Source organism: Sphaerisporangium sp. NPDC049003 (assembly GCF_043197795.1).
Taxonomy (GTDB): Bacteria; Actinomycetota; Actinomycetes; order Streptosporangiales; family Streptosporangiaceae; genus Sphaerisporangium.
Genome location: NZ_JBICTU010000015.1, coordinates 44,055 through 57,290 on the forward strand (window position 1 = coordinate 44,055; position 13,236 = coordinate 57,290).

Sequence of the window (13,236 nt, forward strand, 5' to 3'; positions counted from 1 at the left end):
ACCCCGGACGCGGCCGGCGATTCCCGCCTACCGTCTACCGCCTGCCCTCAGCGCCGGACGCGGCCGGCGACCAGCGGGCCGATGGCCGCCTGGGCGAAGATGAGGCCGAAACAGGCCAGGTAGACCCACCAGGCGGTGTCGAGCCCGGCGAAGACCGCGCCGGTCACGGCGATGATCACGACCGAGAAGACCGACTCCCCGATCTGCAGCGACGAGCTGTTCCTGCCCTCCTCCCCCGGCTCGGAGAGCTCCAGAGTGAGCACCGACAGCGTCGGATAGACCAGGCCGATGCCGAACCCTGCCATCAGCCACGCCAGCAGACCGACCGGTAGGGGGACCGCGTCGAAGACCAGCAGCGCCGTGCCCGCGATGCCCAGGGCGAGCAGCGCGGTGCCGCACCGGAGCAGCGCCCTGCGGTCGTACCGCCTGCGCCCCTGGATCCACGACGCGAGCGACCAGCTCAGCGCCGACCCGGTGAGGAAAAGGCCCGCCTGGGTCGGGCTGAGCCCGCGTTCACCGATCAGCATGAGGGGCACGAACACGTCGGCGGCGAAGGACGCGCCCGCCGCGAGCCCACGCAGAAGCACCACCGTCGGGAATCCCCGCGCCGCGCGCATCGTGCCGGGGGGCAGCAGCCGCGGCAGGGCGACCGCGAGGACGGCCAGCCCCGCGACGAGCAGGACGAACCCGCTCTCGCCGAGGCCGCTGCCGTACTGCAGCAGCGCGGCGCCGACGGCCACCACCCCGCCCCACGCCAGCCGGGCCCCGAATCCCTCCCGGGAAGGGGCGGGCTCGGCGCGGGCATCCTGCGGGACGACGGCGGCCCGCCCGGCGAGCCCTCTCCACAGCAGGACGGCGGCGGGAGCCACGAAGATCGGGATGCCCAGGAAGATCCATCGCCAGCCGATGTGCTCCACCACCGCACCGGTGATCGCCGGGCCCACGATGGACGGAAGCACCCATGCCGCCGCCAGCAGCGAGAACACCCTCGGGTGCATCGCCGCTGGGTACACCTGCGCCACCAGGACGTACAGCGCCACCGAGAACAGGCCGCCACCGATGCCCTGGACGAACCGGCCGACGATCAGCACGTGCATCGTGGGCGCGAATCCCGCGAGGAGCAGCCCCGCGACGAACCCGGCGACCCCCGTCCACAGCGGCGCCACCGGTCCGCGTGCGTCGCTCCACCGGCCGCCGGCGACCGTGGCGATCACGCTGGCCGCCATCGACCCGCTGAAGGCGAGACCGTAAAGGGAGAGCCCCTCCAACGACCTCGCCACCACGGGCATGGCCGTCGCCACGGCCAGGTACTCGAACGCGAGGAGCAGTACGAGGGCGACCATCCCGACGCTCAACGCCCGATACGGACGGCCGAGCACGCCGGGTGGCCCTGCGGGAGGAGAATCGATCACTGCGGAGGACACCTGCCTTAACCTACGGCCCCGCTTCATCCGCGGCATCGGCCCCCCACCTCGGACTTTGGTCCTAGGCCACACCCCTTTGACCATTGGGACGGCCGAACTCATGAACGGGTCGTCGCTTACGTGGCGCGGATCGACAGGATGCGTTCGGCCCACTGAGCGATGTCGCGGCTTTCGATCGCGGCGGCCATGAGGCCCGGGAACGCGTCGGGGGTGCAGGCGAACGCCGGGACGCCCAGTGCGGCGAGCGCCTCGGCGTTGTCACGGTCATAGTGGGGCTGGCCCTCGTCGGAGAGCGCGAGCAATACGATGACCTGCGCTCCGGCCTCCGTCATCGCGGCCACCCTGCGCAGCATCTCCTCCCGTACGCCGCCCTCGTACAGGTCGCTGATCAGGATGAAGATGGAGTTCGCCGGGCGGGTGATCAGCCCCTGGCAGTAGGCGAGGGCGCGGTTGATGTCCGTGCCGCCGCCGAGCTGGGTGCCGAACAGCACCTCCACCGGGTCGTGCAACTGGTCGGTGAGGTCGACCACGCTGGTGTCGAAGACCACCAGCGAGGTGCGGAGCGAGCGCATCGAGGCGAGCACGGCCCCGAAGACGCCGGCGTACACCACCGAGGCCGCCATCGAGCCGCTCTGGTCGATGCAGAGCGTGACCTCACGGATCACCGCCCGCTGCCTGCGGGCATAGCCGACCAGCCTGGACGGGACGATGGTGCGCTTCTCGGGCAGATAGTCCTTGAGGTTGGCGCGGATCGTACGGTCCCAGTCGATGTCGGCGACCCGGCGAGGGCGGTGGGTGCGGGCCGAACGGTCGAGCGCCCCCGTGATCGCGGTCCGGGTGCGCTGGGCCAGCCTGCGTTCGAGGTCGGCCACGACCTTCCTGACGACCTCGCGTGCCGACCGTCTCGCGGTCTCCGGCATCACCCGGTTGAGCGAGAGCAGCGTGCCGACCAGGTGGACGTCGGGCTCCACGGCTTCGAGCATCTCGGGTTCGACCAGCAGGCGCGTGAGGTTCAGCCGTTCGATGGCGTCCTTCTGCATCACCTGGACGACCGTCGAGGGGAAGTAGGACCGGATGTCCCCGAGCCACCGCGCGACCCGTGGGGCCGAGGCGCCGAGGCCCGCGCCACGCTGGGTGTCGCCGCCTCCGCCCTGCCCCTCGCCCGATCCGCGCCCGCTGTTGTAGAGCGCGGCGAGGGCCGCGTCCATCTGGGCGTCATCGCCGCCGAGCGCGCAACCCGTACCGTCGGCATCGCCCCCCAGCACCAGCCGCCACCTGCGCAAGCGCTCGTCCATCAGCCGCTCCCCTCCGTGACCCACCGGCCCAGACCCGCCGACCGCTCCCCACCCACCGGCCTCCCCGCGCCCGCGGGACGACCCCGGCCGACGCCCCCTCCGCGCCCGGCACCCGGACAGGGACTCCCAGGACGGCGAGCTCGGCCGGTGACGGGCGGGCGAGCGTTCCGGCGCATCAGGGGCTCCCCAAGATCGTGAGTACGGTCCGGACGGCCGGGGCCGCGCGGTCGGGGTCGGCTTCGGGGGCGGTGGTCCTTCCCGCCTCGCCGGAGGAGACGCGCCCGCCGATGGCCCGGCGCTCGGGCGGGGCGAAGGCTCCGAAGGTACGCCGGAGCAGGGGCAGCACGTCGACGAACGCCTCCCCCGTCAACCCCGTCAGCCATGTGTCGATCAGGCCGAGCAGGCCCGCGTCGTGGACGAGGAGGAGACCGCTGCCGGAGAGGAACCCCTCCACCCAGGCCGCCGCCTGCGCGGGAGGGTTGCCCGCCGACATCGACCGGGACATGCGCCGCGCCACCTCCTCGGCCGGGATGGTGCCCGCGTCGAGCAGGATGCGGGTCAGCCTGCCGCCGATCAGTCCGTGCAGGTCGCGACGTTCCGCGACGCCGCGCAGGGATTCGAGCCAGCCTTCCCTGCCCGACTCCAGCAGGCCGACCGAGGCGTGCACCGCGTCCACGTGACCCAGCATCTCCCTGGCCGAGTCGTCGTCCAGCCCGGTGACCGCCGCCGAGAGCCCCGCGCGGATGCGGCTGAGCAGCGACTCCACGATCACCGACAGCCCCCGCGCCGGGGTGCCGCGGACGTCGCCGTACCGCTGCGCGCGGACCAGCGCGGGAAGTGCGGCCATCAGGTGGGTGACGTCGCTGTCGAGTGCCGCCCGGGTGGAGATCGAGGACAGGACGTGGGGCAGTGCCCCCGGCAGGTCGGCGAGCAGGCACCGCTCCGCCACGCCGGTGAGCTCGGCCAGCGTCCTCGGTGACGCCGAACCGGCCGGCCCGGGCTCCGCGTGCCGGGCCGGACGTCCGGATCCGAGGTCGACGAGCTCCTGTACCCGCGAGGTGGCGGCGGCCGGGACGGTGGTGCCGTACGCGCTCGCCTCGATCAGGTCGATGTCGAACTCCGGGCGCCACTCCAGCGTCCAGGATTCGCGGAAGGTGCCCTTGCCGCGTGCCTCGCGCGGCGACCCCCATGCCACGCCGATCAGGCCGAGCCGGTGAAGCAGACGGCTGCGGTCGAGGTCGAGAGGTTTGCGCAGGTCGAGGTCGACGTCGCGTTCGAGCGCCTCGGGCCGGAGCCTCAGCCGTCGCTGCCGGTCGCGCAGGTCGCGCTGGAGCGGGACCATCGGCGTGCTGTCGGGGACCCGGCCGAGCCGCTCCCCCACGACCATGCGCCGCTGGATCAGCTCAACCGGCAGCTCGTCGCCCTCGCACAGGACCGCCCGCACGGCCTCGGTGACCTCGCCCAGGCCCGCCAGGGGACGGCCCCGCACCACCGCGAGGCTGTGCGCCAGCCGCACGGCCTCGATGACATGGGCGGAGGAGACCGGCAGGTCCTCCTCGCGCAGGACCCTCGCCGCGGCCGAGAGCCAGCGCTCGATCGGACGGTCGGGCGCGGCGAACAGGTGGTCGTACCAGCCGGGCGAGGTGATGCCCGCGCCGTAACCGCTCCAGGAGGCGAGCCTGCCGTACGTCCACGGCACCCAGGTCATCTCCACCTTGACCTTGGGCAGCCCCTTGAGGAGGCGGTCGTCGGGCGCGGCCGGACCGAGCTCGCGCAGCGCCGGGACGTGCCAGGCTCCGCACACCACCGCGATGCGCCGGTAGCCGTCCTTGAAGGCGGTGCGCATGGTCCTGCGCATGTGCGCCTCGCGCCGGGCCTCGTGCCCGTGCGGGGTGTGCCCCTCCCTCACGGCCGCCATCGCCTCGGCGATCACCTCGAACGGCGTGTCGCCGCGGTGCTCGACGGCGTCCTCCCACCACCGTTCGGGATCGTCGTAGCCGGCCGCCCTGGCGAGCTCCCCGATCGGGTCCCTGTGCACCACAGGACCCCCGGCCCCGGAGCCCCCGCCCTCACCAGGCCCGGCCTCGGCCGGTCGGGAGCCCGCGGGCCCGGTGTCAGCAGGCCGGGAGTCCGCGGGCTCGGCCTCAGCCGGTCGGGAGTCCGCGGGCTCGGTGTCGAGGGCCGGGGAGGCGTCGCCGGGGGGCGGCGAGGTGGTGGCCCTCTCCGCGAGGCTATGGGCGGCGGGCAGGTCGCAGAAGCGGACGGGGACACCCGCGCGCATGGCGTAACGAATCGCCTGCCACTCGGGAGAGAACGCCGCGAAGGGCCAGAACGCCGCTTTCGACGGCTCTCCCGGCACATGGGCCAGTAACGCGACAGGGGGTTCCATGCCGGGATCGGCCGCGAGCGCGACCAGGCCGTCGGCCTCGGGCGGCCCCTCGATGAGGACGATGTCGGGTCGCAGCCGCTCAAGCTCGGCCAGCACGGCCCGCGCGGACCCCGGCCCATGGTGCCGCACCCCGAGCACCGCAGCCGACGAACCGGCCATGGTGAAAGGCTCGGATGGCTTCAGGTCTGTCAGCCCGGTCCGCCGCTCGTCAGGAGGCATCGCGGCAGGCTCGGTAGAAGTCGCGCCAGTCGGGACGCTCGCGGACCACGGTCTCCAGGTACTCCTGCCAGACGACGCGGTCGGACACGGGATCCTGGATCACCGCGCCGACGATGCCCGCCGCGACGTCACCGGCGCGGAGCACCCCATCGCCGAAATGGGCCGCGAGCGCGATGCCGCTGGTCACCACCGAGATCGCCTCGGCGGTGCTGAGCGTGCCGCTCGGCGACTTCACGGTCGTACGACCGTCGGCCGTCACCCCGGAACGCAGCTCGCGGAAGACCGTGACGACCCGCCGGATCTCCTCCATGCCGGTCGGCGTGGCGGGCAGCTCCAGGGAACGGCCGAGCTGGAGGACCCGCCGCGAGACGATGTCGACCTCCTCCTCGGCCGTGGCGGGAACCGGCAGGACGACCGTGTTGAACCGCCGCCGCAGGGCGCTCGAAAGCTCGTTGACGCCGCGGTCACGATCGTTGGCCGTGGCGATCACGTTGAACCCCCGGGCCGCCTGGACCTCCTGGTTAAGCTCGGGAATCGGGAGCGTCTTCTCGGAGAGCACAGTGATCAGCGCGTCCTGCACGTCGGACGGCATGCGGGTGAGCTCCTCCACGCGGGCGAGCCGTCCCTCGGCCATGGCGCGCATCACCGGGCTCGGGGTCATCGCGTCACGGGACGGGCCCTCGGCGAGCAGCCGGGCGTAGTTCCACCCGTAGCGGATCGCCTCCTCGGCCGTACCCGCCGTGCCCTGCACCAGCAGCGTCGAGTCGCCGCTGATCGCCGCGGCGAGGTGCTCCGACAGCCAGGTCTTCGCGGTGCCGGGCACGCCGAGCAGCAGCAGCGCCCGGTCGGTCGCGAGCGTGGCGACGGCCACCTCGACGATCCGGCGGGGGCCGATGTACTTGGGGGTGATCTGGTGGCCGTCGCCCAGAAGGTAGGTCGTGACAGCCCAGGGCGACATCCCCCAGCCGGGCGGCCTCGGCCGGTCGTCGGACTTGGCCAGGATCGCCAGCTCGTCGGCGTACTGGTCTTCCGCGTGCGGACGCAGAACGGTCATATCGGCTTCAGCTCGCTCTCGCGTGATGGCCCGGAGGGTGGTGTTCGCAGGACATGGAGGCTCATGGGCGGGGCTCCAGCTCCGCGAGCATGTCGAAACGGAACCGCAGGGTTGCGGCCACTTCCTGGACGGGCGGCTCGGGTGAGAACCGCGCCGCGACCTCGTGCATGCTCGGGTCGACCCGCTCGCCCGCGAGGCGCACCAGCTCGCCGAGATTCCACGGCTGACGCCCCGCCGTGTCGAGGATCTTCTCCAGCACCGCCTTGGCCAGCGCCGCTCCCCAAGGAGCGGGAATCCCGCCGAGCATCATGATCAACTGACCGTCGACGGGCTGGTCGTGCACCAGCTCGGCGGCCTTGTCGGCGCGCTCGGCAGGGGGGAGCACGGCGAGCAGGTCCGTGAGCGGCTCCACGGCGAACAGGGCCCGCGCCCAGGTGGGATCGTTCTGCAGGACGGCGGCGCGCTCCCAGCCGAGCCTCACCTCGCGCGACCACTCACCGACGTTGAGCGCGACGATCTGCTTCGCCGTACGGCCGAAGTGGTGCGTCCAGAACCCGAGCGGCGTGTGGGCGACGAGTTGCTGCAGCCACCAACTGCGCTGACCCGTGCCACCGGGAGCGCGGGAGCGAACCCCGTCGCGCTCCATGGCGCTGTCACAGGCCGGCGGCGGGTCGGCCTCGAGCCGGTTGCCGGCCAGGGTCAGGCACACCGCCGCCCGCTCGGCCATCCTCCGGCCGAGCCGGGACGCAGGGAGCCTGGTCAGCAGATCGGCGGCCTGGGTTCTGACCTCGCGTCTGCGGTCGTCGAGCACGGCCTCCAGGAACGGCTCGTCGGCCATCGAAAGGCCGTCGGCCATGGCGTGGATGAACGCCGCCCGGTCTTCGGGCGACTCCTGCTCCCAGCCGCGTCGCAGCAGAGCCCGCGCCCTCGCCGGGTCGGACCCCCGGAGGCTCCGGAGGTAGGAGAGCCGGTCACCCCTGGTGCCGAACTCCCAAAGCTGATGCGTCTCGACCTCGACCTCTTCTTCCTCCTCAGACCCCCCCGAACGGCCCGAACCCCCAGAAGGGGAGTGAGCCGCGGGGTCTGGAGCGGACGATGCGGAGAAACCGCTGGTCATATGGGCGGTCGCCTCCTCCAGGAGGTAGGCCCAGGCCGGGTTGAGCGTGGCGAGCCAGCGGCCCCTGGCGCCCGCCAGCACCCCGACGGGCGCCCGCAGCGACCGGTCGCGCGCGCCGTGATCGAGCACCCGGGGCACGAGCTTCGGTGGTAGCCGGTACCCCCGGACGGCGGCGGCCTCCAGCCATTCGGGCAGCAGGCGCGGCTGCTCGCCGTCGAGGATGCGGCCCACACGCTCACCCGCGGCACGGGGGACCAGCGACTGCTCCTCGGGAGGCGCGGCGGGCAGCGGCTCGCCCCTATGGAGCCGCTGCCCGGCCCGCGCCCCGACGGTGTGCGCCGCCGCCTGCCCCAGAAGGTCGGGCACAGGACGCCGGTCTGTGCCGACCAGGGCCGCCGACACCAACCGCTCCCACTCCTCGGCCGTGATCACAGCACCACCACCTGGCCCTCCTCGTCCCAGGTCGTGAGCGGGCGCAACCCCCGCGGCGTCCACTCGGCGGCCACGGTCACCGCGTGACCACCGGAAACGGCGAGCAGCCGCCACGGGAGACCTGCCGACGGGTGCAACGGCATCCCCTCCACCGCCGGTGGATCGCCAGAAGCCGGGTGAGGTGAGGCCGCGTCGGTGAGGATCCAGAGGTCTCCCCGCCTGGCGGGCACCACCGGGCCCAGCACCACGGGCCAGGACTCAAGCCACGGATCTCCTTCGAGCGCGGCGGCCACCTCTGCCAGCGCCGCACGCACCCCGCCACCCACCGGCGGCCCCGCCACGCCGCCACCCACCGGGGGCTCCGCCACCACCCCGCCGTCCACCGGAGGCCCTGCCACCGCCCCGCCGTCCACCGAAGGCACCGTCATCAACCCGCCACCCACCGGAGGGCCCGCCACCACCCCGCCACCCGCCGGAGGCTCCGCCGGCGCCCCGCCGTGCCGTGCGGCCACCAGGGCGCGTAACGGGGAACCGCCGGGATAGAAGGCCAGATCGGCGTCGATCGAAGTGCCGGTGACGAGCGAGGTGTCGAGGGCCTGGCCGACCGGCGCGAACGAGAGCACCAGGGCGGGCCGGCCGCTGGTGCGCCCGCGCAGCCAGACACGGCGGGAGACGAGACGGTCTTGCTCCTCGTCACGCCGGCCGAGCACATCCCAGTGATCGCGAAGAGTGCGCCCCGCGAGCACCTCGTCGCGTGACGTCGGGAAGCCCACGCGCGACCGGATGGTGTCGCGCAGGGGCGCGGGCAGCTCACTCGCGCGGCGGTAGCCGACGGCGAGCAGGTTGAGCAGGCCGTACTCACCGAGCAGGCGGGCCGGCCAGTCTTCCTCGGCCAGCACCCGGGGCAACCGGGAGACGGCCGCGGCGGCTCCGGGGGCCTGGGCGTCCACCAGGCGCCTGGTCAGCTCCTGCCACTGGGCGGGCGCGCTCTGCCGCGCTCCGGCCAGGCCCTGCCCGACCTGGTCGGCCAGCCACCGCTCCAGCTCGGACAGGCCCGTGGCGACCCGCTCCTCGCGCTGGGCCGCGCGCCGGTCGGACGCGGCGCCGTCGCCGGAACCGGCCTCACGCCGCTCGGCGGCGCCCGGCTCCGAAGGCGAGGGCTCGTCGCCCGCCACGGTGGCGGTGGTGGCCGAGGCCCTGGCGGCGCGGACACGGCGCTGATCGAGCCACTCGGCGACCCAGGCGGGTGGAGCCTCGGCCGGTGAGACCCCGTCGCCCGACCAGAGCAGCAGGAGGCCGAGCGCGTGCTTGCAGGGGAACTTCCGGCTGGGGCAGGTGCACCGGTAGGCGGGCTCGCTCAGATCGACGCACGCGCGGTAGGGCGACGAGCCGCTCCCCTTGCACTCTCCCCAGAGCACGTCGGGCGCGCTGCCCACGGCCGACCACTTGGCCGGCGTGCTCACGCTCCGCGCGCCCTTCTCGGAGGACGCGTCGGGGGCGAGCGCGAGCACTTGATCACGGCTCCAACGTTCGATCACGACCGGCAGACTATCGACGGCCTCCGACAAAAAACGCGCCCCTCACGCGGGCCCGGGTTGATGGGCGACCGGGAGAACGAGCGACGCTTGTCCGCTGGTTCGGGCTATGGTCGCCCCTCGTTCGGGCGAGGGTCGCCCGCGGGTGTGGCGGCCATCGAAACGGGACCGCCGATTTCCGGGGAAAGCAGGAATATGGGCGTGCCAATGGGTACGGGGCCTGCATGAATCTCGTCTGGGAACAAGTAGTGGTCGACGCGGCCGATCCGGTGGCGCTCGGGGAGTGGTGGACCAAGGCACTCGGCTGGGTCGTCGTCAACGACTCCGAGGAGGAGTACGAGATCCGTCTGGCCCCCGACGTCCTGCCCGGAATCCTCTTCGCCCCCGTGAGCGAGGAGAAGAAGGTGAAGAACCGGCTGCATCTCGACTTCCGCCCCAAGGATCAGAAGGCCGAGGTCGACCGGCTCCTCGCCCTTGGCGCACGTCCGGCCGACGTCGGCCAGGGCTCCGAGCCGTGGGTCGTGCTCGCCGACCCGGAGGGCAACGAGTTCTGCGTGCTCAGCTCCCGTGCGTGACACCGTCGCACGACCCACCGAACGACCCGTCGCACCACCCGCTGAACTCCCGTCGCACCACCGGCTGAGCTCCCGTCGCACGACCGGCTGAACGACCGCTGAGCGGCTCGTCGCTCAGCGGTGGGCGAGGCCCGCCGAGCGCAGGTGGCGTAGCGTCCAGCCGTGGCCGCCGGGGTCGATCGGGATCGTCGCGGTGGTGAAGAGCTCGGCCGCGCGCCGGTAGGAGAGCCGCCCCCGTCCCGTCACGGGGCACCGGTCGGGGACGGGCGTGGTGGGCGCGGCCCGGCGTTCCGTCAGGAGCACCGGCCCCCCGGTGCGGCCGAGCAGGAGCAGCGGCAGCAGCCGGGCCGTACCGGCGCGCCAGCGGATCTCCGGATCCTTGCGTACGCGCCTTCGCACCAGGTCGAGGTCGTCGACGTTCAGAGCCAGGATGCGCTCGATGGGGGCGGCGGTCTCGTACAGCAGGCGCCAGCACGCCTGCTCGCGCAGCGCGACCGCCAGATTGAAGATCATCGTTACCTGCTCCGGAGAGAGCACCGAAGGTCCGGCCACCGGTGCCGACGGAGGCCGTAGCCGCTGGACAGGGTCGGCGTCGATCCAGCCGCGCATGCGCCACCAGGCGATCGCGCCGCGCAGGATGGAGAGCTCCCGGCTCACGGTGCGCGGGTCGGTGGTCGCGGCACGCTCGCTGAGCGCGGCGTGCAGGCGCCCGGCCATGTCGGGGGCGTCGAGCAGTGCCAGCGGCACGATGGGGGGCCGTGCCCCACGGCGGGATTTCCCCGGCGGCGGAGTCCTGCCCACCAGGTGCCACGCCCACGTGGCCAGGGCGATGCGGTAGACGCGGCGCGAGGCATCCCCCAGCCGGAGCGTGGCCAGGTAGTGATCGATCGCGACGGCGTACTCGACGGGGGCTGTCATTCCTCACACTCACGGTTGCCGCAGTAAATGGCGCCGGCCAGAGGACGGGATCCGAGTCTAACGCCATCGAAAACAGCAGATAGGGCGCATGACTCGCCATCCGACGATCCTGCAGTAAAGGGACTCAACTTTCCTCAGCCCGGCCATTGAAAGCCGGTCTTTCACCTCGCAAGGTGAGGGGGCATGGCTTCGAAATGGATTCGACGGCGTCTGGGCGCCCTGTCCCACCCGGACCTGCGGCTGTTCTTCGTCGGAGAGGCGACCTCGCTGCTCGGTTCGTCGATGTCGTCGCTGGCGGTGGCCTTCGCGGTGCTGGACAGCGGCGGCACGCAGACCGACCTCGGGTACGTCATGGCGGCGCGCATCGTGCCCATGATCGTGTTCCTGCTCGCGGGTGGCGTGGTCGCCGACCGGCTGGGACCCCGGCGCGTCATGATGTCCGCCGACGTCGTGCGCTGTGTCACCCAGTCGGTCCTCGCCGGGCTGCTGATCTTCGGGCACCCGGCCATCTGGATGTTCATGGTGCTCGTCGCGGTGTGGGGCGCCGGCGAGGCGTTCTACGCGCCGGCCCGGGGCGCGCTCATCCCTGCGGTCGCGGCCGGGGGCGCCCCGTACGACGGGAAGCTGCGGGACGCCAACGCGCTCGCGGGGCTGGCGCAGTCGATGGCCTCCGTGGGCGGACCCGCGATCGCGGGAGTCGTCGTCGCCGTGGCCGGGTCAGGTCTGGTCGTCGCGGTCGACGCGGGGACGTACGCGGTGAGCTTCCTCGCCCTCGCCCTGCTCCGCCTCTCCGACCGCGTGCCCGGCCAGACGAAGTCCGCGCAGGTGAAGTCCGCGCAGGCGGGGGCGGTGCGGGAGGGGTGGGCGCACTTCCGCTCCAGGACCTGGTTGTGGGTGACCACGCTGCAGTTCACCCTGTTCAACCTGCTCGTGTGGGCGCCGTTCCTCGTACTGGGCCCGGTGGTGGCCCAGGAGCGTCTCGGTGGTGCGCGTGACTGGGGCCTGATCATGGCCCTGTACGGCGCCGGGGCCGTGGCGGGCGGCCTTTCGATGATGGGCGGCCGCGTGCCCCGCCGTCCGCTCGTGGTCGCGACCGTCGCCACGTTCGGATGGGCGCTTCCGTCGGGTGCCATCGCCGCGGGCCTGCCCGTGGCGTTCATCGCGGGCGCCGCGGTCGTCGCCGGCGCCGGCTCCGCGGTCTGCGGCGCCCTCTACGCGACCACGAACCAGCAGTACGTGCCGGCCGGGGTCCTCGCGCGGATCACCTCGCTCACCACCCTGGGAGCGTTCGTCCTCGGCCCGGTCGGCCTGGCCGCCGCCGGGCCTGCGGCCTCCGCCATCGGGATCACGGCCCTGCTCGCCTTCGGCGCTATCTGGCAGGTCGCGGCCGGGTCCGTCGTGCTCGCCGTACCGGACGTACGGCGTGTCACCTCAGGCGGAGGACATGACGGGGGCACGACGCGGGACCGGCGATGCCGGGCCTCGCTCTCCGGCCGTCCACAGCCGTGAGCCCGCCGCCCGCACGCCGACCGGCCACCCGCGGCTGAGAGGCGCCCGGGTGTCATAAGATCGGCGGCGTGTTCCTCATGACGCTCGGTGACTACCCGGATGGCCCCTCGGTGTTCGCCTCCGGCGACGCCGACGCGTTGCGTATCGCGAACGCGACCATGACCGGGCCGGAACCGGTCGTCGCCGTGGGCGACGACGGGCGGGTCAGGTTCCTGCGGCGCGACGTGAGGGGCACGTTCATCACCGTCCAGGAGCGCCCGGCGGTCGCGGAGGCGCTGGAACTCCTCCCCCACCCCGAGGGCGGGTGGTACCGCGAGACCTGGAGGACCTCGGCCGGCTTCGAGCCTCCGGGCTACGGCGGGGTACGGCAGAGCGCCACCGGCATCTACTTCCTCCTCCAGCCCGGTGAGGAGTCGGTCTGGCATGTGGTCCGCTCCGACGAGGTGTGGTTCTGGCACCGAGGCGGCCCGCTGACCCTCCTGCTCGGCGGCACGGGCGACCATCCGTACGGGACGGACGGCCAGGCTGGGGGCACGGGCGTCCAGGCCGGTCAGGGCGGGGGCGCGGTGGAGACGATCACGCTGGGTCCCGAGGTGGAGAGGGGGCAGGTGCCTCAGGCTCTCGTGCCGGCCGGCACCTGGCAGGCCGCGCACCCGGCGGGCGCGCAGGGCGTCCTGGTGAGCTGTGTGGTCTCCCCCGGTTTTGATTTCGCCGACTTCAGGGCCGTTTGACCCTCGGCGTTTCACCGGCACCGCCGCCGGATTAAAGC

General features: G+C 73.0%; 10 protein-coding genes. 3 read left to right on the forward strand and 7 right to left on the reverse strand.

What is annotated here, in order from left to right:
• Nucleotides 1-47 precede the first annotated feature (47 nt).
• The 6 genes from ACGFIV_RS17970 to ACGFIV_RS17995 form a co-directional block, all read right to left on the reverse strand.
• Nucleotides 48-1,412, reverse strand: coding sequence for an MFS transporter (locus tag ACGFIV_RS17970; RefSeq protein ID WP_392836059.1), 1,365 nt, complete (start codon nucleotides 1,410-1,412; stop codon nucleotides 48-50).
• 128 nt (nucleotides 1,413-1,540) lie between these two features.
• Nucleotides 1,541-2,719 (reverse strand): VWA domain-containing protein, encoded by a 1,179-nt coding sequence (locus ACGFIV_RS17975; protein ID WP_392836062.1) that lies wholly within the window; start codon nucleotides 2,717-2,719, stop codon nucleotides 1,541-1,543.
• Between the two features lie 175 nt (nucleotides 2,720-2,894).
• Nucleotides 2,895-5,267, reverse strand: a complete 2,373-nt coding sequence (locus ACGFIV_RS17980) for a DUF5682 family protein (RefSeq protein ID WP_358550201.1) — start codon at nucleotides 5,265-5,267, stop codon at nucleotides 2,895-2,897.
• 49 nt (nucleotides 5,268-5,316) lie between these two features.
• On the reverse strand, nucleotides 5,317-6,381 hold the full coding sequence (locus ACGFIV_RS17985) for an AAA family ATPase (RefSeq protein ID WP_392836066.1): 1,065 nt from the start codon (nucleotides 6,379-6,381) through the stop codon (nucleotides 5,317-5,319).
• A 61-nt stretch (nucleotides 6,382-6,442) separates the two neighbouring features.
• On the reverse strand, nucleotides 6,443-7,930 hold the full coding sequence (locus ACGFIV_RS17990; RefSeq protein WP_392836069.1) for a DUF5691 domain-containing protein: 1,488 nt from the start codon (nucleotides 7,928-7,930) through the stop codon (nucleotides 6,443-6,445).
• Entirely contained in the window at nucleotides 7,927-9,468 is a 1,542-nt protein-coding gene (locus ACGFIV_RS17995) for an SWIM zinc finger family protein (RefSeq protein WP_358550208.1), read from the reverse strand. Before ACGFIV_RS17995 ends, ACGFIV_RS17990 begins: the two co-directional genes overlap by 4 nt.
• Before the next feature lie 221 nt (nucleotides 9,469-9,689).
• Between ACGFIV_RS17995 and ACGFIV_RS18000 the strand changes: the two genes are divergently transcribed.
• Entirely contained in the window at nucleotides 9,690-10,040 is a 351-nt protein-coding gene (locus ACGFIV_RS18000) for a VOC family protein (RefSeq protein WP_358550210.1), read from the forward strand.
• A 114-nt stretch (nucleotides 10,041-10,154) separates the two neighbouring features.
• On the opposite strand, the gene ACGFIV_RS18005 is transcribed toward ACGFIV_RS18000, so the two are convergent.
• On the reverse strand, nucleotides 10,155-10,958 hold the full coding sequence (locus ACGFIV_RS18005; protein ID WP_358550212.1) for a site-specific recombinase: 804 nt from the start codon (nucleotides 10,956-10,958) through the stop codon (nucleotides 10,155-10,157).
• 183 nt (nucleotides 10,959-11,141) lie between these two features.
• On the opposite strand from ACGFIV_RS18005, the gene ACGFIV_RS18010 reads away from it, so the two are divergent.
• Together ACGFIV_RS18010 and ACGFIV_RS18015 are read left to right on the forward strand one after the other, a co-directional pair.
• Nucleotides 11,142-12,467 carry an MFS transporter gene (locus tag ACGFIV_RS18010; protein ID WP_392836075.1) on the forward strand — a complete coding sequence of 442 codons (1,326 nt, stop codon included), beginning with the start codon at nucleotides 11,142-11,144 and terminating at the stop codon, nucleotides 12,465-12,467.
• 77 nt (nucleotides 12,468-12,544) lie between these two features.
• Nucleotides 12,545-13,198 (forward strand): cupin domain-containing protein, encoded by a 654-nt coding sequence (locus ACGFIV_RS18015; protein ID WP_358550256.1) that lies wholly within the window; start codon nucleotides 12,545-12,547, stop codon nucleotides 13,196-13,198.
• The last annotated feature ends 38 nt before the right edge of the window (nucleotides 13,199-13,236 follow it).